This is a genomic window from Pseudomonas sp. SHLD1, assembly GCF_028640935.1.
Classification (GTDB): Bacteria; Pseudomonadota; Gammaproteobacteria; order Pseudomonadales; family Pseudomonadaceae; genus Chryseomonas; species Chryseomonas aestiva.
Genome location: NZ_JAQZAD010000006.1, coordinates 499,387 through 520,466, shown reverse-complemented (window position 1 = coordinate 520,466; position 21,080 = coordinate 499,387). Strand labels below are relative to the sequence as shown.

Sequence of the window (21,080 nt, the reverse complement as noted above, 5' to 3'; positions counted from 1 at the left end):
CCCTTCCGACGAGAAAAGGTATCTATCGTGACCATAAGGACCTTCCAGGGTAAGACCCCGCACCTGGGCGAACGCACCTTCGTCGACGCCACCGCCGTGGTGATCGGCGAGGTCGAGCTAGGCGCAGACAGCTCGGTGTGGCCGCTGACGGTGATCCGCGGCGACATGCATCGCATCTGCATCGGCGCCCGCACCAGCATCCAGGACGGCAGCGTGCTGCATATCACCCACGCCGGCCCCTTCAATCCGGACGGCTATCCCTTGCTGATCGGCAGCGACGTCACCGTCGGCCACCAAGTGACCCTGCACGGCTGCACGATTGGCGACCGTGTGCTGGTGGGCATGGGCAGCATCGTCATGGACGGCGCGGTGGTGGAGGACGACGTGGTGATCGGCGCCGGCAGCCTGGTCCCGCCGGGCAAGCGGCTGGCAGGCGGCCACCTCTACGTCGGTCGCCCGGTCAAGCAGATCCGCCCGCTGGAGGAGAAGGAACGCGCCTTCTTCACCTACAGCGCCGGCAACTACGTGAAGCTCAAGGACCAGCATCTGGCCGAGGGATATGGGGAGGAGGGGGCCTAGCAGGCCTGGTCCTGTTGGGCTTCGGCGATAAGGCCGCCTCAACCCAACCTACAACTGATCGCGACCATGGCGGTCCGTCGATGCGACCGCTCCTACGATTGCGTCGGAGCCTGTAGGAGCCGCCCGTGGCCGCGATGACCGTAGGTTTGGTTGAGCGCAGCGAAGCCCAACGCTCGGCTACCCCCGCAGCGGACAGGCTTCCCCCAGGCGCGAATACAGCACCCCACGCAACGCCTGCAATTCGTCGATGCGCGCCTCGATGACCCTGAGCTTGTCGCGCAACAGTTTTTGCAGATAGGCATCCGGGTCAGCAGCGCGCTCGACGTCCGCAAGGTTGGCGGCGATTTCCTGCAGGCTGAAACCCAGCCGGTGGGCGGTACGGATGTAGCCCAGCCATTCCACGGCTTCGGGCGGATAGTCGCGATAGCCGTTGGCCTGGCGCCGGGCCTTGAGCAGCCCCTGGCGCTCGTAGAATCTCAGGGTGTCGCGACTCAGGCCGGTGGCCTGGGCGAGGGTGCCGATACGCATCCGTTCTCCTTGACCCTGGACCTAGCTCCAGGGTCGACACTGGACTTCCTCTCGTTCAAGGAAGTCCGTCCATGTGGAAGCTTGCGCCCTATCTGCGGCTGGTTCGTGCCAGCGCCCTCTATGATCTGCTGGTTACCGCGCCCTTCGCCACCCCCTGGAGCCTGGCCTGGCTGCTGCGGCAGCTCGACGGTCTCGGCCAGGCACTTGGCCTGGCGCCCCTGGCGGGGTTCCCGCCGGAAGCCCTGCTGCTGGGCAATCTGCTGGGCTCCCTGGTGTGCGTCTGGTCTGTGCTGCGCCTGGTCAGGCCTTCGCTGCTGCTGGGACGCTACGACGCCGTGGCCAGGGGCCTGTTCGCCCTCTGGCAGGCCTGGGCGCTGTACCAGGGCGCCAGTCCCTTGCTGGCGCTGTTCCTGCTAGTCGAAATCGGCTTCGGCGTCGCCCAGGCGTGGCCGGTGTCGTCGACCTCGCGCGGACTCCAGCCCCCACTGGCGGGCTGACCGCGGTCCGCTGGGCTTCGGCGATGGAGCCGCCTCAACCCAACCTACGACTGATCGCAGCCATGGCGGTCCGCCAATGCGGCCGCTCCTACGATCGCGTCGGAGCCTGTAGGAGCAACCCATGGCCGCGATGGCCGTGGGTTGGGTCGAGCACAGCGAAGCCCAACACCGCCCAGGCCCGACCTCAGCCCAGCTGGCGACGTAACTCCGCCAGCACCGGGGCGCTGTCGGGACGCACGCCGCGCCAGAGTTCGAAGGCCTCGGCGGCCTGTTCCACCAGCATGCCCAGACCGTCCAGGGTGTGGAAGGCGCCTTCGGCCTGCGCCCAGCGGTTGAAGGCGGTGAGGTCCTTCCCGTACATCATGTCGTAGGTCACCGTCTGCGGGCCGATGACCGCTTCCGACAGGGGCGGACGACCGCCACCGAGACTGGCCGAGGTCCCATTGATGATGACGTCGAAGGGCTCGCGCAGGGTGGAGAAGGCGGCCACCTCGATGGCCCCCAGCTCGGCGAACTCCCGCGCCAGTTGCACCGCCTTGAGTTCGGTGCGATTGGCCAGCACCAGTTGTCCGGGGTTGCAGGCCAGCAACGGCTCCAGCACGCCGCGCACGGCGCCGCCGGCGCCCAGCACCAGGACGCGCTGGCCGGCCAGCTGCAGACCGGCGTTGACCGTGAGATCCCGGACCAGCCCGGCGCCGTCGGTGTTGTCGCCCAGCAGGCGACCATCGGGCTGGCGCTTGAGGGTGTTCACCGCCCCGGCCCGCCGCGCGCGCGAGGTGAGGTCGTCGCACAGCTGGTAGGCCTCTTCCTTGAAGGGCACCGTGACATTGGCGCCCAGGCCGCTCTGGAAGAAGCTGCGGGCGCTTTCGCTGAAGCCGTCCAACGGCGCCAGCAGCGTGCCGTAGTGCAGGCGTTGACCGGTCTGGTCGGCGAACAGGCTGTGGATCAGCGGCGACTTGCTGTGGGCGATGGGGTTGCCGAAGACGGCATAGCGATCCATGGGTCTATCCTGCGGGCGTCGGGGCGAGCGCGAGCCAGTCGCGGTCGGTGAGAAAGAAATCGGTCAGCCGTGCTTCCGGCGAGCCGGGTACGGGTTTCCAGTCATAGCCCCAGCGCACCTCGGGCGGCAGCGACATGAGGATGGACTCGGTGCGCCCGCCGGATTGCAGGCCGAACAGGGTGCCGCGGTCATAGACCAGGTTGAATTCCACGTAGCGGCCGCGGCGATAGGTCTGGAATTCCCGCTCGGCCTGGCCGTAGGGCTGGTCGCGGCGGCGCTGGACGATGGGCAGGTAGGCGTCGACGAAGGCATCGCCGATGGCGCGCTGGAAGGCGAAGCAGGTGTCGAAGTCCCAGTCGTTCAGGTCATCGAAGAACAGGCCGCCGATGCCCCGTGGTTCGCCCCGGTGCTTGAGGTGGAAATAGCGGTCGCACCAGGCCTTGTAGCGCGGATAGACGTCCGCGCCGAAGGGGGCGCAGGCGTCATGGCAGACCTGGTGCCAGTGCACGCAGTCGGCCTCGTTGCCGTAGTAGGGGGTAAGGTCGAGACCGCCGCCGAACCACCAGACCGGCGCCTCGCCGGGCTTCTCGGCGAGAAAGAAGCGCACATTGGCATGAGCGGTGGGGATATGGGGATTGCGCGGGTGCATGACCAGGGAGACGCCCATGGCCTCGAAGCTGCGCCCGGCTAGTTCCGGGCGATGGGCACTGGCCGAGGGCGGCAGGCTGTCGCCATGCACATGGGAGAAGTTCACGCCGCCCTTTTCCAGCAGGGCGCCGTCGGCGATCACCCGGGTGCGGCCACCACCGCCGGTCGGCCGGGTCCAGGCGTCTTCGGCGAAAGCTGCGCTGCCATCCTCGGCTTCCAGTGCGGCGCAGATTCGCTCCTGCAGATCGAGCAGATAGGCCTTGACGGCCTCCAGGGAGGGATTCATCGCAAGGATTTCCACAACAGGCGGGGAGGGCGGAGAGCATAACACCCGTATCCGACCGGTTGACGTGGCCCGCGGTTGCGGCTTGGATGAAGGCTCACCCCAAGAGAGCCCGGCCAAGGGCTCCAACCAGGAGATACTCAAGCATGGCCCAGCGCATCCAGTTCAGCCGCACCGGTGGTCCCGAAGTACTCGAACTTGTGGATTTCGAACCCGCCGCGCCCGGCCCCGACGAGGTGCAGGTGCGCAACCACGCCATCGGCCTCAACTTCATCGAGACCTATTACCGCAGCGGCCTCTATCCGCCGCCGGCGCTGCCCTCGGGTCTGGGCACCGAGGGTGCCGGGGTGGTGGAAGCGGTCGGTAGCGCCGTCACTCGCTTCAAGGCCGGCGATCGCGTGGCCTATGCCACCGGGCCGCTGGGCGCCTATGCCGAGGTCCATGTGCTGCCCGAGCGGCATCTGGTGCACCTGCCGGAGACGATCTCCTTCGAACAGGGCGCCGCGGTCATGCTCAAGGGGCTGACCGTGCAGTACCTGCTGCGCCAGACCTATCCGCTGCAGGCCGGCGACACCGTGCTGTTCCATGCCGCGGCCGGGGGCGTCGGCTCTCTGGCCTGCCAGTGGGCCAAGGCCCTGGGCGTACGCCTGATCGGCACCGCCGGCTCCCCGGAAAAGCTGGAAAAGGCCAAGGCGCTGGGTGCCTGGGCAGTGATCGACTACCGCCAGGAAGACGTCCCGGCGCGGGTCCGCGAATTGACCGAGGGCGCCAAGGTGCCGGTGGTCTACGACGGCGTCGGCAAGGACACCTGGGAAATGTCGCTGGACTGCCTGGCCCCGCGCGGGCTGATGGTCAGCTTCGGCAACGCTTCCGGCGCAGTCACCGGGGTCAACCTGGGGATTCTCTCGCAGAAGGGCTCGCTCTATGTGACCCGGCCGACCCTGGCCACCTACGCCGCCTCGCCCGAAGCCCTGCAGGACATGGCCGATCAGCTGTTCGAGCTGATCACCGATGGCCGCATCCAGGTGGACATCGGCCGGCGCTATCCGCTGGCCGAGGTGCAGGAGGCACATCGGGCGCTGTCGGGTCGCGAGACCAGCGGCTCGACCATCCTGCTGCCCTGAGGCGAAGCGCCCGGGTGCCTGGCCGGGTAAATCGTGACGGCCATTAAGTTTCCCGCAGCCAGGCGGCACGACGGGGGTAAACGCCGGTCTATCTCGGACAGTCAGGTCGTCACGGCCTCGACGTTCTTTCCAGAATCGGCCGGATCGCTGCCCTCGTCATGCCTATCTCCAGCCCCCTCGCCAGCCTGCTCGACACCGCCACGGACACGGCGCTGATCACCCTGACCGCCGAAGGCCGGATCGGGCAGTGGTGCCCGGCCGTCGCCCGGCTGCTGGGCTGGACGGCGCAGGACTGGCTCGGTGAATCCATCGTCGGCCTGCTGCTCCCGGAACCGCCGGCCGACGGCTGGCTGAGCGCCCTCGAACGTTGCCAGACCCAGGGCCTGCGCCACCGCGACGGTCACCTGGTACGTCTCGACCTGCACCTGGTGCCGCTGCGCCGAGCCGATGTCGCCGTGGGCTGGCTGCTGCACGTCTGGCAGGCCCCGGCGAGCCGTGCCCGTTTCGCCGCCCGGCGCAGCGCCGAGCGGGACCTACCGCAACGCCTGCAGGCGCTCGGCGAATGGTCTCGCCGCCTTAGCGGCACCACGGATCTGGCCGCCTTGAGACTGTGCGCCACCCAGGCCCTGCGGGACCTGGCCGACGATCCCCAGGCGCGGCTGCTGGCCGTGGCCGAGGCGGGCAGTCCGCCGGCGGGTCAGTTGCTCATCCCCTTCGGCCCGGCCACCCAGCCCCAGGGCTATCTGCAACTGGGCGGCGCCGTCGAGGCGGATACCCGGCTGGTGCTGGATCAATTGGCCCTGCTGCTGGGCGCCCTGCTCATGCGGCAGCAGACCCAGGACCAGGTCCGCCACCTCGAACGGCGGTTGTCGCTGGAACAGGGGCTGCTGGCCAGCGTGCTGCAGCAGGCGCCCCTGGGCATCTCCATCACCGAGGCCGGCAGCGAAGAGGCGGTGATGCTCAACGACCGCGTCGATATCCTGCTGGGCAGACGCCCGGCCGGCGAGACGCTGGACGAGCGCTATGGCGCCATCGGCGCGCTGCACGCCAATGGCCAGCCCTATGCGGTGGACGACTATCCCACGGTACGGGTGCTGCGCAGCGGTCAGGCGGTGGCGCCCGAATTGATGCGCTATCGGCGACCCGACGGCAGCATCCGGCTGCTGGAAGTCTCCAGCGCGCCGGTCCGCTCGGCCACCGGCGAGGTGATCGCCTCGGTTACCCTGTTCGACGATGTCCAGCAGCGCGTCGATGCGGAAACCGCCCTGCGCGAGCACAGCGCGCGCCTGGCCAGCCTGATCAACCAGGCGGCGGTCGGCATCTGCCAGACCGATGCCCGCGGGCGCATCCTGCTCGCCAATCGTCGCTATTGCGAAATGCTCGATCGCAACGAGGTCGGGGTGCTGGAACAGACCCTGCAGGCCCAGACCCATCCCGAGGATCGGGCCATCCTGGAGCGCCACCTCGACACCCTGCGCGAGCGGGGCGACAGCTTCAAGCTGGACCAGCGCTTCCTGCGTCCGGATGGCTCGGTGGTCTGGGTCAGCCTGCACGGCTCGCCGCTGCAGTCGGAAGTCGGCCAGCCGCTGTCGGTGAGTCTGGTGGTGGTGGATCTCACCCAGCGCAAGCAGGCCGAAGCCGCGCTGCACCTGTCCAACCAGCGCTTCCGCAATGCCGTGGAGGCGGTGCAGGGGGTGGTCTGGACCAGCAACGCCCAGGGCCATCTGCTCGGCGAACAACTCGCCTGGAGCACCCTGACCGGGCAGAGCTATGCGCAGTATCAGCAGGACGGCTGGGCCGATGCCCTGCATCCCGAGGATGCCCCCCGCACGCTGCGCCGCTGGCGCCTGGCGGTGCAGCAGCAGGTGGACTTCCACGACGAGCACCGGCTGCGCTGTCGCGACGGCCAGTGGCGCACCTTCAGCGTGCGCGCCCTGCCAGTGCGGGAGAACGGCGTAGTCTGCGAATGGGTGGGCGTGCACACCGACGTCAGCGAGATCCGCATGGCCGAGCACCGCCTGCGGCGGCTGGCCGAACTGTTAGAACAGCGCGTCCACGAGCGCACTGTTGAGCGCGACCGCATGTGGCGGGTAGCCGACGACCTACTCGGCGTTATCCAAGGGCAACGCTGGCTCAGCCGCAATCCCGCTTGGGGCCGTACCCTAGGCTGGGACGACGAGGAATTGCGTCATCAACCGCCGACCTCGCTGGAGCACCCGGACGATCCTCCAGTGTTTCCGCGCCTAGCCAGCTTGAGCCATGGCGAGGTGCTCAGCGATCTGCCCGGGCGCCTGCGCACCCGCGACGGCCACTGGCGCCACATAATGTGGAAGGCCACTGCCGATGATGATGGACGCATCTATGTCTTCGGTCGCGATGTCACGGTCGAACACGACGCTGCCCTGGCCTTGCAGAACGCTGAGGCCGCGCTGCGCCAAGCGCAGAAGATGGAAGCCATCGGGCATCTCACCGGCGGCATCGCCCATGACTTCAACAACCTGCTCACCGGCATCAGCGGCTCCCTGGAATTGCTGCGCCGACGCCTGGACCAGGGTCGCCACGATAACCTGCAGCGCTACCTGGACACCGCCGAGCAATCCGCCACCCGTGCCGCCGCCCTGACTCATCGCCTGCTGGCCTTCGCGCGCCGACAGACCCTCGACCCGCGGCCGGTAAACGTCAATGACCTGATCCTGTCCCTGGAAGAACTCTTCCAGCGTACCCTGGGCGAACGCATCAGCCTGCGCAGCAGCCTCGCGTTGCAGTTGCCACCGGCGCGCACCGACACCAACCAGCTGGAGAACGCCCTGCTGAATCTGGTGATCAACGCCCGCGACGCCATGCCCGAGGGCGGCCAGCTAACCTTGGAAACCGCCCTCGATCACGTCACCGACCTGGCCGCCGAGCATGACCTACCGGCGGGTGATTACGTGCGCCTGACCATCGCCGACACCGGCAGCGGCATGCCGGCCGAGGTGGTGGATCGCGCCTTCGATCCCTTTTTCACCACCAAGCCCATTGGCCAGGGCACTGGTCTGGGCCTGTCGATGCTCTATGGCTTCATCAAGCAGTCGGGTGGTCAGGTGACCCTGGAGAGCGAATTGGGTAGCGGCACCCGGGTCAGCCTCTGGCTGCCCTGTGCCCAGCCCGAGCGGCCGGCGGCGAGCGACACGCCCCAGGCGGCCATCGCCCAGAGCCGGGGCGAGCGGCTGCTGCTGGTGGAGGACGATGTTTCGGTGCGGCTGCTGCTACGCGAGATGCTCACCGAGTTGGGCTACCGCGTGCGCACCGCCTCCAGTGCCTCGGCGGCGCTCACCCTGGTCGACGGCGATATGCCCTGTGACCTGCTGATCACAGATCTCGGCCTGCCGGATCTCGACGGAGCTGAGCTGGCAGCGCGCCTGCGCGAACGCTGGCCGAAGCTACCGGTGCTATTCGTCAGCGGTCACGCCGAGCGGCCGACCCCGAATGGCGAGCTCTCGCTGGCCAAGCCGTTCCAGATCGATGCGCTTGCACGATTGCTGCGCCAACTGCTCGATTGACCTAGGGCCGGAAGACCTTTCCGGTCACCAGGTCGCGAATCACGCTGGGATTCTTGCGCCCACCTAGTTCGCCCATGAGGATGCCGTCCAGGTTATCAGCAAAGTACTGCTGGACACGCAGCCGGGTGCGCGCGGCCGGGCGGCCGGCGGGATTGGCCGAGGTGGAGATCAGCGGACCGGTCAGGGCGCAGAGTTCGCCCACCAGGGGATGCTCGGAGACCCGCAACGCCACGGTGGCGTGAGCGCCGGTCACCCAGCCAGGCAGGCGATTGTGGTGCGGCACCAGCCAGGTGTTGGGCCCCGGCCAGGTGCTGGCCAGTTTGGCCAGGGAAGCCTCCGGCAGATCGTGGAGCAGGAAGTCGAACTGGCGGATGTTGTCGGCCACGAGGATCAGACCCTTTTCCATCGGTCGCCGCTTGAGCATCAGCAGGCGATAGACCGCGGCCTGATCCCATGGATCGCAGCCCAGGCCCCAGACGGCCTCGGTGGGGTAGGCCAGGACGCCCCCCTCGCGCACGATTCGCGCCGCCTGCCGCACTCGCCAGCTGTTATGCATCGCCTAGCCTCCGCCAAATCCCTGAAGTCTACCCCAGCGCGCTGCCGATGCCAGTCATGCGCCACCAGCCGAGTCGACTCTAGCTGCCCTGCTGCGCCACTACCCGGCCGTCCAGCTCCAGCTCGGTCAGCTGGACCAGTATCTCCGGCAGCGACAGGCCGCTCAGCCACACCGGCTCTTCGCTGTCGAGCGGTCCGGCGATCAGGTGGCGCAGCAGGGGATGATCCTCCACTGCCGCGGCCGCAGCGAGCGGGGCCAGGCTGCACCAACCTTGCAAGGCTTCGAGGATGTGTTCCACGCCTTCCACCAATTGCGCGCCCTCGCGGATCAGCTGATGACAGCCGCGGGCACCGGGATGATAGATGGAGCCGGGCAGGGCGAACACCTCGCGGCCCTGCTAGGCGGCCAGTCGCGCGGTGATCAGCGAACCGCTGGAGGGACTGGCCTCCACCACCAGGGTACCTAGGCTGAGGCCGCTGATGATCCGGTTGCGCCGTGTGAAGTTGGCGGCCTGGAGGGTGCAATCCAGCGGTAATTCCGAAACCAGCGCGCCACCCTCGGCCAGCAGGCGCCGGGCAAGACCCAGGTACCGACGTGGATGGAGCTGCCGCAAGCCAGTGCCCAGCACGGCGGCCGTGCCGCCGCTGGCATCCAGGGCGCCCTGATGCGCCGCGCCATCGATGCCCAGCGCCAGGCCACTGGTGATACAGAGGTCAGCCGCGGCTAGGCTTTGGGCGAAACGCCGGGCATTGTCCAGCCCCTGGGCACTGACCTGGCGACCAGGGCCAGTGGCGGCCATTCGAGCAACTCGACCTGTCCTTCGACGAACAGCAGCGGGGTGGATCGGCGATTTCGGCCAGCAACGCCGGATAGCGGTCGTCACCCAGGCAGAGCAGGTGGCGTTCGGGGCCGTCCAGCCAGGCCAGCGCCTCATCGACCCGTTCGCGGGTTGCCGGGCTACGGCGGGCACCCGCAGCTAACGCCGGCAGACGCAGGGCACGCCAGGCCGAGGCGGGGGCATTGAGGGCGGCAGCGACGCTGCCAAAGGCATCCAGCAGCAGGCGCTGGCGCACCGCGCCGAGTTCCGGTAGGGCATGCAGGCGAAGCCGGGCGTCCAGCTCGGTAGGGGAGAGGCTGGCCATGGTGTCATCCTTGAGGGGTGGCCGGTCGCCGTCCTGGCGACCCGAAGGGGTTAGGGGTTACGCACCTTGTCCATGATCGCAAGTTGGCGGGTGGCAGTCAGGATGAGGCCGTAGCTGATCTTGTCGTAGGTGCGAAACACCATCAGCAGGCCGGCGCGCTCGTCGGGGATCTTCACCAGCTCGCCGGTGATGCGATCGCGCACCGTCTCGCCGGTCTTGTTGACCGCCAGCACATTGCCTTCGGTTAGCCCATCGCGGGTGCCCTTGTTCAGGGTCACCACATCGAATTGGCCGACCTGGGTGACGCCACGGGGCACGTCGAGGATCAGCCCGCTGATGTCACGCGCCGGCGCGCTGGGCATGAAGGTGGAATTCACTAGCCGCTCCTCGGTGGGGAACAGCCGGTCGCCCAGGCGCACCTCCTGGGTGGTGCGGGTCAGCCGCAGGGTGGCGATGTCGCCTTCCTGGGTAACCAGATCGGCGCTGCCAATGAAGTCGCCGTTGATGCCGAGGAAGGCGCCGGTCTTGGGATCGACATAGGTCTTGCCCTGGCGATAGATGCCATAGGCCGAGACGCCCGGTTGCAGCTTGCCGCGCACATAGATGCGATCGCCGGCGCCGCTCACCACCCGCTCGGCGTTGCCGGCCACCACATAGGGCGCCGCCTGGAATTGTTCGGCCGAATCGATGGCGCGATTCTGCAGCAGGAAGCTGTTGACCGCTTCCAGCGGAATGGCCGGGATGGCTTCGGCGATGGGCGTGCTGCGCACCGTGGGCGACAGCTTGACCGTGCCGCGCGAGGCGCCGCGGTTGAGCTGCAGACGCGGCTGACCGTCGACATAGCTCAGTACCAGGGTATCGCCGGGATAGATGAGGTGGGGATTCTTGATCTGCGGATTGGCCTGCCAGATCTCCGGCCATTCCCAGGGCTTGCTGAGGAATCTGGCGGAGATGTCCCAGAGAGTATCGCCGCGGACCACGGTATAGCTTTCCGGATGATCCTGTCGCAGGGTGACCGCCGCGTACGCCGACTGCAGGGCGCCCGCTGCAACCAGCGCTAGGGCGAACAAAGATTTCCTCATGCGTCGAATCCCTTTACACTTAGCTTTGAAGAACCGTCTTCACGCAAACGTCGGGGAATCGCCCCAGTCGTGCCCTGATCGCCACCTTTGTCGGCACCGGGCAGCGCAGGCGCTCATCCCCGTCGACCGACGTCATCCACCATTCGGGACCAGCCCGAGCCGGGTGGAAACAACGCTGCGGCATCTTAGCAGCGCCCCTTGACTGTATTCCACAAGTGCCCTCAACGCCATGGCGATCCTAGACATCCTCGAATTCCCCGATCCCCGCCTGCGCACCGTCGCCAAGCCCATCGACACGGTGGACGACGCCCTACGCCAGACCATCGACGACATGTTCGAGACCATGTACGAAGCGCCCGGCATCGGTCTGGCCGCCACCCAGGTCAACGTCCATCGCCGCCTGGTGGTGATCGACGTCAGCGAAGACAAGAGCGAACCCCTGGTCTTCATCAATCCCGAGGCCGAGCCGCTCACCCAGGAACTGGGCGAGTACCAGGAAGGCTGCCTGTCGATCCCCGGTTTCTACGAAAAGGTCTGCCGCCCCGAGCGCGTCCGGGTCAAGGCCCTGGACCGCGACGGCAAGCCGTTCGAGCTGGAATGCGACGGCCTGCTGGCGGTGTGCATCCAGCACGAGATCGATCACCTCGACGGCAAGCTGTTCGTCGACTATCTGTCGCCGCTCAAGCGCGATCGCATCAAGAAGAAGCTCGAAAAGCAGCAGCGCCACAAGGCCTGATCGCCCTGGCGGACGGCGTCATCGGCGTCCGCCGCTCGCCCTTTCCGCCAGGTCCGCCATGTCCAGATCCCTTCGCCTCGTCTTCGCCGGAACCCCGGAATTCGCCGCCGTGCACCTGCAGGCGCTGATCGACGCCGGTTATCCCATCGCCGCCGTCTACACCCAGCCGGATCGCCCCGCCGGGCGTGGCCAGAAACTGGCCATGAGTCCGGTCAAGCAGCTGGCGCTGAGCCACGGCATCCCCGTGCAGCAGCCGCCGACCCTGCGCGATCCCGCCGCCCAGGCCACCCTGGCGGCGCTGGAACCCGATCTGCTGGTGGTGGTGGCCTACGGCCTGATCCTGCCCCAGGCGGTGCTCGACATCCCGCGCCTGGGCTGCATCAACAGCCATGCCTCGCTGCTGCCGCGCTGGCGCGGCGCAGCGCCCATCCAGCGCGCCCTGGAAGCCGGCGATGCCGAGTCCGGGGTCACCGTGATGCGCATGGAAGCCGGTCTGGATACCGGCCCCATGCTGAGCAAGGTGACCACGCCGCTGACCGCCACGGATACCGGTGGCAGCCTGCACGATCGCCTGGCCGCGCTGGGCGCCGCCGCCGTGGTCCAGGCGCTGCCGGGCCTGGCCGACGGCAGTCTGCAGGGTGAGGTGCAGGACGACAACCTGGCCACCTACGCCCACAAGCTCAACAAGGACGAGGCCCGGCTGGACTGGGGTCGTCCGGCGGTGGACCTGGAGCGGCGCATCCGCGCCTTTGATCCCTGGCCGCTGTGCCACACCGCCCTGGCCGGCGAACCGCTCAAGGTCTGGGCCGCGGAACTGGCCGAAGGGCAGGGCGTGGCGGGCATGGTGCTCGACGCCGATCGCGCTGGCCTGCTGGTCGCCTGTGGCGAGGGCGCCCTGCGCCTGACCCGCCTGCAGCTGCCCGGTGGCAAGCCACTGGGCTTCGCCGATCTCTACAACGCCCGTCGCGAGCGCTTCGCCCCCGGTCAGGTGCTGGGTCTATGAATCCGCGCCTGGCGGCCACCCGCGCCCTGGCGGCGGTGCTTGCCGGCCGCGCCTCCCTCGGTAGCAGCCTGCCCGAGCAACTGGCCAAGGTCGATCCGCGTGACCGCGCCCTGGCCCAGGATCTGGCCTTTGGTACCGCGCGCTGGCAGCCGCGCCTGTCGCTGCTGGCAGAAAAGCTCCTGCAAAAGCCCTTCAAGGCCGGCGACCGCGATCTCGAAGCCCTGCTGCTGATCGGGCTCTACCAGCTGTTCCATACCCGCATCCCGGCCCATGCCGCCATCGGCGAGACGGTGGGCTGCGTCGACAAGCTGAAGAAATCCTCGGCCAAGGGCCTGCTCAACGCCGTGCTGCGCCGCGCCCAGCGCGAATACGACAGCCTGCTGCCGGCCCTGGAGCATGATCCGGCCGCGCGCCTGGCTCATCCGCGCTGGTTGCAGAAGACGCTCAAGGCACGCTGGCCGGAGCAGTGGGAAGCCATCGCCACGGCCAACAACCTGCATCCGCCACTGATCCTCAGGGTCAATCGCCGTCAGGGCAGTCGCGACAGCTATCTGGCCGAGCTGGCCGCCGCCGGCATCGAGGCCGTGCCCTGCGTCTTCAGCGCCGACGGCATCCGCCTGCTGCAGCCCCAGGACGTCACCGCCCTGCCGGGCTTTGCCACGGGGCGTCTCAGCGTGCAGGACGAAGCCGCCCAGCTGGCTGCCGAACTCTTGGAACTGGCGCCCGGCCAGCGGGTGCTGGACGCTTGCGCCGCGCCCGGTGGCAAGACCTGCCACCTGCTGGAACGCCAACCGGCCCTGGTCGAGGTGGTGGCGCTGGACGCCGATGCCGGCCGTCTGGAGCGGGTCGAGCAGAATCTGGCACGCCTGGGCCTCACCGCCCGCACCCTGGCCGCCGACGGCCGCGCCGTGGCCGACTGGTGGGACGGCACGCCCTTCCAGCGCATCCTGCTGGACGCCCCCTGCAGCGCTACCGGGGTGATCCGCCGCCATCCGGACATCAAGCTGACCCGCCAGGCCAGCGACATCGCGCCCCTGGTGCAGCTGCAGGGCGAACTGTTGGACGCCCTCTGGCCGACGCTGGAAGTCGGCGGCATCCTGGTCTATGCCACCTGTTCGGTGCTACCGGAAGAAAACAGCGACAACCTCGCCGCCTTTCTCGCCCGCACCCCGGGCGCCCGCGAGCTGGATATCCCCGCCCCCTGGGGCCTCGCCCAGCCCCACGGCCGCCAGCTCCTGCCGCAGCCCGAAGGCCACGACGGCTTCTATTACTGCAAGCTGATCAAGATCGCCAAGTAGGAATCCCGCCATGCTCGAATCCCTGGAGAAAATGCTCGCTCGCGGCCAGGACAACGCCCTGCTCAGGTTCGGTCTGGGCAAGGGCTATCTGGATGCCGGGGAGCCCGCGCGGGCGATCGAGCACCTGGCGCGCTGCGTCGAATTCGATCCGGCCTACTCGGCGGCCTGGAAGCTGCTGGGCAAGGCCCATGAGGAAAGTAGCGACCTGGCCAGCGCCGAGGCAGCCTGGACCCAGGGCCTGCAGGCGGCGCAAGCCAGGGGCGACAAGCAGGCGGAAAAGGAGATGACGGTGTTTCTCAAGCGCCTGGCGCGGCGCGCTCAGTCCTGATCGCGCAGGAACCTCAGGCCCGCGCCGTCGGCGTCGGTGCGCATGACTTCCATGGTCACCTTGGGCGCTTCGATCGGCAGATCGAGTACCTGACCGACCACCCGGGTGCCCTGCGGCAGCCGGGTCAGCTCGGGGTGCACCACATAGACGCCGCCATCGGACAGGTCGCGGGTCTCACCGACGATCTCGCCATCCGGATAGGCGATCCACAGCCGGCACTTGAGTGGGGTACGGGTATGTTGGCGCTGATCGCGCGAATTCATCGCCTGACTCCCTGGCTTGGGCGCTCCCTTGAGATCCGGGCAGCTTCCGGCAAAGCCCTGCGCCTGTCAGCCGCGCGCCGACCGAACGGTCCTGGCGAAGCGCCGAGCGATAGGTCATGGGACCACCGTGCGCCATTCAGGTCCCGGGCATGACCCGGGCGGGCAAGGGGCCTAGTACCACTTCTCCTCGCCGTCCGGACGATTCTTGAACCTCTTCATGCTCCACATGTACTGGGTCGGATAGCGCCGCACGTAGCCGGCCAGCACCTCGCTCATGGCGGCCACCGAGACCTCCGGATCCGGGTCGTACATGGCCGGCGGCGCGGCTTCCAGGATCACCTTGTAGCCGCTTCCGTCTGCCAGGCGCACGGCATGGAAGAACACCCCGCGGGCCTTGCCGCGCGCCAGCAGCGAGGGCACGAACTTGCTGGTCAGGGCGGTGGTGCCGAGGAAAGGCACGAACAGCCCGGCGCTGCGACTCGGCTCGGGATCGGCCGGAATCCCCACGGCGCCGCCGCGACGGACTTCCTTGATCACGCTGATGATGCCTTCCGGGGTAGAGGGCGCCACGCGGTTGCCCAGTTGGACCCGCTGGCGCTTGAGCAGGTCGTCCACCGCCTTCAGCTTGGGCGGCCGATAGAAGATGATCGGCTTGGCATGGGAGCAGTAGAAGTGGTTGAGCAACTCCCAGTTGCCCAGGTGGCTGGTGATGCCCACCACGCCATCGCCGGAGGCCAGGGCTTCCTGGAGGACGTCCATGCCTTCCACCTCGCGCACCAGGCGCAGGGAACGCTGGGGCGACCAGATCCAGGCGCAGGCGCTCTCGGTCAGGGTCTTGCCGATGCCGCGCAGGCACTCGCGCGACAGCCGTTCCAGGCCGGCGGCGTCGAGTTCGGGGAAACAGTGGGCGAGGTTGATGCGGGTAACCTTGCTAGCGCGGGTCGGCAGCTTCCACATGCACCAGCCGATGAATCCACCCAGGCGCTGGACCAATGGCCAGGGCAGCAGGGCGAAAAGGCGCAGGAAGGCGATCATCAGCGCGCCTTTGAATCTTTCCAAAAGAGGGACTCCTGTCTGAATGCACCGACAGTTTAGCGTCTACAAGTCCCGGAAACGTTAAGAAAGCGTAAGGTTCGCGCCAACTGGCGCCTATACATTCGACTTTTCCTGCAGTTCTGCCGACGAAGCCGCCAATTCGGCATGGCGGTCGCAATCGAGGGTGTGGTCCATCACCAGGCCCATGGCCTGCATGAAGGCATAGCAGATCGTCGGACCGATAAAGGTGAAACCAGCCCGCTTGAGCGCCTTGCTCATGGCCTCGGCTTCCGGGGTGATCGCCGGCACCTCCTGGCGATCGCGAAAGTGGTTGATCCTAGGCGCGCCGCCGACAAAGGACCACAGCCAGCCGGAAGGGTCTTCGAGTCTCAGCCAGGCCTGGGCATTCTGACGAGCGGCGCGCAGCTTGGCGCCATTGCGGATGATGCCCGGGTCCTGCATCAGCACGGCGATCTCGGCATCGCTCAGCTGCGCCAGGCGCGCGGGATCGAAGCCATGCAGCACCTGACGATAGCGCTCGCGTTTCTTCAGCACGGTGATCCACGACAGTCCGGCCTGAAAGCCTTCCAGCAGGAGGAATTCGAAGAGCACCGCCGGATCGCGCTGGGGCACGCCCCATTCATGGTCGTGATACTCGATGTACAGCGGATCGGCGGTGCACCAGAAACAACGCGGCATGGCGAAGGCTCGGTCGAGAAGGGAGGGCCTCACCTTAGCGCAATTGCCAGGCAGAGGAGACAAGCCCAACGGCCTCGCCAGGCGCTTTTCCCCATTACCAGGTTGTCAGCGTATCGCAGCCATGGCGGCGATAGACCGTAGGTTGGGTTGAGACGGCTCCATCGTCGAAGCCCAACCTGGCCGGCGTCCCAAGACAATGGTGGGCTTCGCTACGCTCGACCCAACCTACGCAGGCCCCCGGTCGCGATAACGGGAGCAGGCACTTTCCCGCCGGGCAGCCCCAAGCCCCCATGCGGTCACCCCCGGCTTTCAGCTATACTCCCCGGCTTTTCGTCGCAGCCGAACGGGTATTTTTCGTGAGCCAGTCCAAGCCCACCGTGCGCACCTTCCAAGACTTGATCCTGGCCTTGCAGCAATACTGGGCCGAGCAGGGCTGCGTGGTACTCCAGCCCTATGACATGGAAGTCGGCGCCGGTACCTTCCACACCGCCACCTTCCTGCGCGCCATCGGTCCCGAGACCTGGAACGCCGCCTATGTGCAGCCCAGCCGCCGCCCCACCGACGGCCGCTACGGCGAGAACCCCAATCGCCTGCAGCACTACTACCAGTTCCAGGTGGTCCTCAAGCCCAACCCGGACAACTTCCAGGAGCTCTACCTCGGCTCCCTGGCCGCCATCGGCCTGGATCCGCTGGTGCACGACGTGCGCTTCGTCGAGGACAACTGGGAATCGCCCACCCTGGGCGCCTGGGGTCTGGGCTGGGAAGTCTGGCTCAACGGCATGGAAGTCACCCAGTTCACCTACTTCCAGCAGGCGGGCGGTATCGAGTGCTATCCGGTGACCGGCGAGATCACCTATGGCCTCGAACGCCTGGCCATGTACCTGCAGGGCGTGGACTCGGTCTACGACCTGATCTGGGCCGACGGCCCCTTCGGCACCGTGACCTACGGCGACGTCTTCCACCAGAACGAGGTGGAGCAGAGCACCTACAACTTCGAGCACGCCAATGTGCCCAAGCTGTTCGAGCTGTTCGACTTCTACGAGTCCGAGGCCAATCGCCTGATCGCCCTGGACCTGCCGCTGCCCACCTACGAGATGGTGCTCAAGGCCTCCCACACCTTCAACCTGCTGGACGCCCGCCGCGCCATCTCGGTGACCGAGCGCCAGCGTTACATCCTGCGCGTGCGCACCCTGGCGCGCAGCGTCGCCCAGGGCTACTTCAAGGCCCGTGCCCGGCTGGGCTTCCCGCTGGCCAGCCCCGCGCTGCGTGACGAGGTCCTGGGTCGCGACGATGTCCAGGCGCTGCTCAAGGAGGGCGAATGATGAGCACCACTCTGGATTTCCTGGTCGAACTGGGTACCGAAGAACTGCCACCCAAGGCGCTCAAGACCCTGGGCGACAGCTTTCTCGCCGGTATCGAGAAGGGCCTCAAGCAGGCCGGTCTCGGCTATGCCAGCGCCCGCGCCTATGCCGCGCCGCGCCGCCTGGCCGTGCTGGTCGAAGCCCTGCAGACCCAGCAGCCCGAGCGTAGCGTCAACCTGGACGGTCCGCCGCTCCAGGCCGCCTTTGGCGCCGATGGCCAGCCGACCCAGGCGGCCCTGGGCTTCGCCCGCAAGTGTGGCGTCGACATCAGCGCCATCGATCGCAGCGGCCCCAAGCTGAGATTCTCCCAGAGCATTCCTGGTCAGCCGGCGGCCAGCCTGCTGCCTGGCATCGTCGAAGCCTCCCTGGCCGAGCTGCCGATTCCCAAGCGCATGCGCTGGGCCGCCCGCCGCGAGGAATTCGTCCGTCCCACCCAGTGGCTGGTGATGCTGCTGGGTGACGAGGTGATCGACTGCGAGATCCTCACCCGCCGTGCCGGCCGTGAGTCCCGCGGCCATCGCTTCCACCATCCAGAGGCCGTGCGCATCAGCGCCCCGGCCCACTACGCCGCCGACCTGCGCGCCGCCCATGTGCTGGCCGACTTCGCCGAGCGCCGCCAGCTGATCGAATCCCGCGTAGCCGAGCTGGCCACGGCGGAGCAGGGCAGCGCCGTGGTGCCGCCCGCGCTGCTGGACGAGGTGACCGCCCTGGTGGAATGGCCGGTGCCGCTGGTGTGCGCCTTCGAGGAACGTTTCCTCGAGGTGCCCCAGGAAGCCCTGATCACCACCATGCAGGACAACCAGAAGTACTTCTGCCTGCTGGACGCCCAGGGCAAGCTGCTGCCGCGCTTCATCACCGTGGCCAACCTGGAGAGCAAGGATCCGGCGCAGATCGTCAGCGGCAACGAGAAGGTGGTCCGTCCCCGTCTCACCGACGCCGAGTTCTTCTTCAAGCAGGATCAGAAGCAGCCGCTGGAAAGCTTCAACGAGCGCCTCAAGAACGTGGTCTTTCAGGCCCAGCTCGGCACCGTCTACGACAAGGCCCAGCGCGTCGCCGCCCTGGCCGCCTTTATCGCCGAACGCATCGGTGGTGATGCCGAGCGCGCCCACCGCGCCGGCGTGCTCGCCAAGTGCGACCTGGCCACCGAGATGGTCGGCGAATTCCCCGAGATGCAGGGCATCGCCGGCTACTACTACGCCAGGAAGGGCGGCGAGGCCGAAGACGTGGCCCTGGCGCTCAACGAGCAGTACATGCCGCGCGGCGCCGGCGCCGAATTGCCGCAGACCCTGACCGGCGCGGCCGTGGCCCTGGCCGACAAGCTCGACACCCTGGTCGGCATCTTCGGCATCGGCATGCTGCCCACGGGCAGCAAGGACCCCTTCGCCCTGCGCCGTCAGGCCTTGGGCGTGCTGCGCATCCTCATCGAGAAGGGACTGGAGCTGGATCTGCCAGCCGCCGTCGCCTTCGCCATCGCCGGCTATGGCGAGCGGGTCAAGGCTGCCGGCCTGCAGGAGCAGGTGCTGGACTTCGTCTTCGACCGTTTGCGCGCCCGCTACGAGGACGAAGGCATCGACACCGCCGCCTACCTGGCCGTGCGCGCCCTGCATCCGGCCTCGGCGCTGGACTTCGACCAGCGCGTCCAGGCCGTGCAGGCCTTCCGTCGCCTGCCCGAGGCCGAGGCCCTGGCCGCCGCCAACAAGCGCGTCTCCAACCTGCTCGGCAAGTTCGCGGGCCAGGTCGCGGCCCAGGCCGATGCCGCCCTGTTCGAGACCGATGCCGAGCGCACCCTGGCCGCCGCCATCGCCGAGGCCGAGCAGGATGCCGCACCCCTGGCCGAGGCCCGTCGCTATGGCGCAGCCCTGGAGCGCCTGGCCAGTCTGCGCGCCCCGGTGGATGCCTTCTTCGACGAGGTGCTGGTCAACGCCGAGGACGAGCGCGTCCGTGCCAATCGCTATGCGCTGCTCGCCCACCTGCGTGGCCTGTTCCTCGGCATCGCCGACATCTCGGTGCTGGGCTAGGGCATGAAACTGATCGTGCTGGACCGCGACGGCGTCATCAATGTCGATTCCGATGACTACGTACGCAGCGCCGAGCAGTGGCAACCGCTGCCCGGCAGCCTCGCGGCTATCGCCCGGCTGAACCGGGCCGGTTGGCAGGTGGCCGTGGCCACCAACCAGTCGGGTCTGGCGCGTGGTTACTTCACGGAAGGCGACCTGGCGGCCATGCACGAGAAATTGCAGCGGCTGCTGGCGGAGGAGGGCGGTCGGGTCGACCTGATCCTTCACTGCCCCCATGGCCCGGAAGCGGGCTGCGACTGCCGCAAGCCGCTGCCCGGCCTGTTTCGCGACATCGCCCACCACTATGGCCGTACCGACCTGGACGGTGTCCCGGTGGTGGGCGACAGCCTGCGCGATCTGGAAGCCGGCGCGGCCCTCGGCTGTACGCCCTACCTGGTGCGTACCGGCAAGGGCGAGCGCACCCTGGCCAAGCCTTTGCCGTCCGGTACCCGGGTCTTCGCCGACCTGGCGGCGGTAGCTGATCATCTGCTCGAGGAAGCGCCCTGATGCGGCTCTTGCGTACCCTGTTGTTCTATGTGCTGCTGGGGACCAGCGGCATCCTCTGGTCCTGCGTCAGCCTGCTGATCGCGCCCTTCCTGGCCTATCGCGCCCGCTATCGGCTGGTGGTCAAGGCCTGGACCGGTTTCGCGGTCTGGCTGGCCAAGGTCATCTGCGGCATCCGCTACGAGATCGACGGCCTGGAAAACGTCCCGGCGCAGCCCTGCGTGATCGTGGCCAACCACCAGAGCACCTGGGAAACCTTCTTCCTGTCCGCCCAGTTCGAGCCCACCTCCCAGGTGATCAAGCGCGAATTGCTCAGGATTCCCTTCTTCGGCTGGGCCTTCTCGCTGCTCAAGCCCATCGCCATCGACCGTGACAACGGCAAGCTGGCCCTGCAGCAACTGACCGAACAGGGCGGCCGCTATCTCGCCCAGGGCTGCTGGGTACTGATCTTTCCCCAGGGTACCCGCATCGATTACGGCCAGATGGGCAAGTTCTCCCGCGGTGGCGCCGCCCTGGCCTGCAGCCTCAACGTGCCCATCCTGCCCATCGCCCACGATGCCGGCGCCTACTGGCCCAATCGCTCCTGGATCAAGTCGCCGGGGACCATCAAGGTCAGCATCGGCCCGCTGCTCTATCCCCAGGGCCAGGATCCCCGCGCCATCGTCGATCTCAATGCGCGCTGCTTCGCCTTCATCGAGCAGGCCCTGGCGCCCAAGCCCGATGCCAACCCGGCCGAGCGCTGCGTAGTCTGATCGCCAGGCCGCAAGGCCTGGCTATTTCCACCTCTTTTCCTCCCTTTTCCCACAGACTTATCC

Annotated in this window: 20 protein-coding genes and 3 pseudogenes; 14 read left to right on the top strand and 9 right to left on the bottom strand. The window is 67.7% G+C overall.

Going from position 1 to position 21,080, the window contains the following annotated elements:
- Positions 1 to 27 precede the first annotated feature (27 nt).
- Entirely contained in the window at positions 28 to 579 is a 552-nt protein-coding gene (locus tag PVZ77_RS02430) for a gamma carbonic anhydrase family protein (RefSeq protein ID WP_273805463.1), read from the top strand.
- Positions 580 to 756: 177 nt separating this feature from the next.
- On the opposite strand, the gene PVZ77_RS02425 is transcribed toward PVZ77_RS02430, so the two are convergent.
- A complete protein-coding gene (locus PVZ77_RS02425; RefSeq protein ID WP_273805464.1) occupies positions 757 to 1,107 on the bottom strand; it encodes a MerR family transcriptional regulator in 351 nt (116 codons plus the stop codon).
- Positions 1,108 to 1,178: 71 nt separating this feature from the next.
- Between PVZ77_RS02425 and PVZ77_RS02420 the strand changes: the two genes are divergently transcribed.
- Positions 1,179 to 1,604, top strand: a complete 426-nt coding sequence (locus PVZ77_RS02420) for a hypothetical protein (RefSeq protein WP_273805465.1) — start codon at positions 1,179 to 1,181, stop codon at positions 1,602 to 1,604.
- A gap of 184 nt (positions 1,605 to 1,788) precedes the next feature.
- On the opposite strand, the gene aroE is transcribed toward PVZ77_RS02420, so the two are convergent.
- A complete protein-coding gene (gene aroE / locus PVZ77_RS02415; RefSeq protein WP_273805466.1) occupies positions 1,789 to 2,604 on the bottom strand; it encodes a shikimate dehydrogenase in 816 nt (271 codons plus the stop codon).
- A 4-nt stretch (positions 2,605 to 2,608) separates the two neighbouring features.
- A complete protein-coding gene (gene hemF / locus PVZ77_RS02410) occupies positions 2,609 to 3,538 on the bottom strand; it encodes an oxygen-dependent coproporphyrinogen oxidase (RefSeq protein WP_273805467.1) in 930 nt (309 codons plus the stop codon).
- A 143-nt stretch (positions 3,539 to 3,681) separates the two neighbouring features.
- On the opposite strand from hemF, the gene PVZ77_RS02405 reads away from it, so the two are divergent.
- The 4 genes and pseudogenes from PVZ77_RS02405 to PVZ77_RS25970 all read left to right on the top strand — a co-directional run bounded on the left by PVZ77_RS02405 (position 3,682) and on the right by PVZ77_RS25970 (position 8,201).
- Positions 3,682 to 4,659, top strand: coding sequence for an NADPH:quinone reductase (locus tag PVZ77_RS02405; protein ID WP_273805468.1), 978 nt, complete (start codon positions 3,682 to 3,684; stop codon positions 4,657 to 4,659).
- A 158-nt stretch (positions 4,660 to 4,817) separates the two neighbouring features.
- A pseudogene (locus PVZ77_RS02400) lies at positions 4,818 to 7,301 on the top strand (PAS domain S-box protein); the annotation flags it as partial.
- A 198-nt stretch (positions 7,302 to 7,499) separates the two neighbouring features.
- Positions 7,500 to 7,742: pseudogene (locus PVZ77_RS25975) on the top strand (ATP-binding protein); the annotation flags it as partial.
- Positions 7,743 to 8,201, top strand: a complete 459-nt coding sequence (locus tag PVZ77_RS25970) for a response regulator (RefSeq protein WP_443218024.1) — start codon at positions 7,743 to 7,745, stop codon at positions 8,199 to 8,201.
- Between the two features lies 1 nt (position 8,202).
- Here PVZ77_RS25970 and PVZ77_RS02395 read toward each other — a convergent pair whose 3' ends face one another.
- From PVZ77_RS02395 to PVZ77_RS02385, 3 genes and pseudogenes are all read right to left on the bottom strand, one after another.
- Positions 8,203 to 8,757, bottom strand: coding sequence for an L-threonylcarbamoyladenylate synthase (locus PVZ77_RS02395; RefSeq protein ID WP_273805470.1), 555 nt, complete (start codon positions 8,755 to 8,757; stop codon positions 8,203 to 8,205).
- 79 nt (positions 8,758 to 8,836) lie between these two features.
- A pseudogene (gene dprA / locus PVZ77_RS02390) lies at positions 8,837 to 9,899 on the bottom strand (DNA-processing protein DprA).
- Positions 9,900 to 9,949: 50 nt separating this feature from the next.
- The gene (locus PVZ77_RS02385; protein ID WP_273805471.1) at positions 9,950 to 10,981 is read right to left on the bottom strand and encodes a LysM peptidoglycan-binding domain-containing protein; all 1,032 of its coding nucleotides are present in this window, start codon (positions 10,979 to 10,981) and stop codon (positions 9,950 to 9,952) included.
- Positions 10,982 to 11,210: 229 nt separating this feature from the next.
- On the opposite strand from PVZ77_RS02385, the gene def reads away from it, so the two are divergent.
- From def to PVZ77_RS02365, 4 genes are read left to right on the top strand one after another with little or no spacing between them, the layout of a single operon-like run.
- A complete protein-coding gene (gene def, locus PVZ77_RS02380) occupies positions 11,211 to 11,717 on the top strand; it encodes a peptide deformylase (RefSeq protein WP_007160149.1) in 507 nt (168 codons plus the stop codon).
- Positions 11,718 to 11,775: 58 nt separating this feature from the next.
- Positions 11,776 to 12,720, top strand: coding sequence for a methionyl-tRNA formyltransferase (gene fmt, locus PVZ77_RS02375; RefSeq protein ID WP_273805473.1), 945 nt, complete (start codon positions 11,776 to 11,778; stop codon positions 12,718 to 12,720).
- The gene (rsmB, locus tag PVZ77_RS02370; protein WP_273805474.1) at positions 12,717 to 14,018 is read left to right on the top strand and encodes a 16S rRNA (cytosine(967)-C(5))-methyltransferase RsmB; all 1,302 of its coding nucleotides are present in this window, start codon (positions 12,717 to 12,719) and stop codon (positions 14,016 to 14,018) included. Before fmt ends, rsmB begins: the two co-directional genes overlap by 4 nt.
- Positions 14,019 to 14,028: 10 nt before the next feature.
- On the top strand, positions 14,029 to 14,346 hold the full coding sequence (locus PVZ77_RS02365; protein ID WP_273805475.1) for a tetratricopeptide repeat protein: 318 nt from the start codon (positions 14,029 to 14,031) through the stop codon (positions 14,344 to 14,346).
- Here PVZ77_RS02365 and PVZ77_RS02360 read toward each other — a convergent pair.
- From PVZ77_RS02360 to PVZ77_RS02350, 3 genes are all read right to left on the bottom strand, one after another.
- On the bottom strand, positions 14,337 to 14,609 hold the full coding sequence (locus tag PVZ77_RS02360; RefSeq protein ID WP_017641486.1) for a PilZ domain-containing protein: 273 nt from the start codon (positions 14,607 to 14,609) through the stop codon (positions 14,337 to 14,339). The genes PVZ77_RS02365 and PVZ77_RS02360 overlap by 10 nt on opposite strands.
- 171 nt (positions 14,610 to 14,780) lie before the next feature.
- Entirely contained in the window at positions 14,781 to 15,668 is an 888-nt protein-coding gene (locus PVZ77_RS02355; RefSeq protein ID WP_187980760.1) for a lysophospholipid acyltransferase, read from the bottom strand.
- Between the two features lie 90 nt (positions 15,669 to 15,758).
- On the bottom strand, positions 15,759 to 16,343 hold the full coding sequence (locus PVZ77_RS02350; protein WP_273805476.1) for a DNA-3-methyladenine glycosylase I: 585 nt from the start codon (positions 16,341 to 16,343) through the stop codon (positions 15,759 to 15,761).
- Between the two features lie 356 nt (positions 16,344 to 16,699).
- Here PVZ77_RS02350 and glyQ point away from each other — a divergent pair, with 356 nt between their 5' ends.
- From glyQ to PVZ77_RS02330, 4 genes are read left to right on the top strand one after another with little or no spacing between them, the layout of a single operon-like run.
- Positions 16,700 to 17,665: a glycine--tRNA ligase subunit alpha gene (gene glyQ, locus PVZ77_RS02345; RefSeq protein ID WP_150340262.1), complete on the top strand. Its 966-nt coding sequence runs from the start codon at positions 16,700 to 16,702 to the stop codon at positions 17,663 to 17,665.
- Positions 17,665 to 19,722 (top strand): glycine--tRNA ligase subunit beta, encoded by a 2,058-nt coding sequence (glyS, locus tag PVZ77_RS02340; RefSeq protein WP_273805477.1) that lies wholly within the window; start codon positions 17,665 to 17,667, stop codon positions 19,720 to 19,722. The genes glyQ and glyS overlap by 1 nt, the downstream gene beginning before the upstream one ends.
- Positions 19,723 to 19,725: 3 nt before the next feature.
- Positions 19,726 to 20,268, top strand: coding sequence for a D-glycero-beta-D-manno-heptose 1,7-bisphosphate 7-phosphatase (gmhB, locus tag PVZ77_RS02335; RefSeq protein WP_273805478.1), 543 nt, complete (start codon positions 19,726 to 19,728; stop codon positions 20,266 to 20,268).
- Entirely contained in the window at positions 20,268 to 21,017 is a 750-nt protein-coding gene (locus PVZ77_RS02330) for a lysophospholipid acyltransferase family protein (protein ID WP_273805479.1), read from the top strand. The genes gmhB and PVZ77_RS02330 overlap by 1 nt, the downstream gene beginning before the upstream one ends.
- The last annotated feature ends 63 nt before the right edge of the window (positions 21,018 to 21,080 follow it).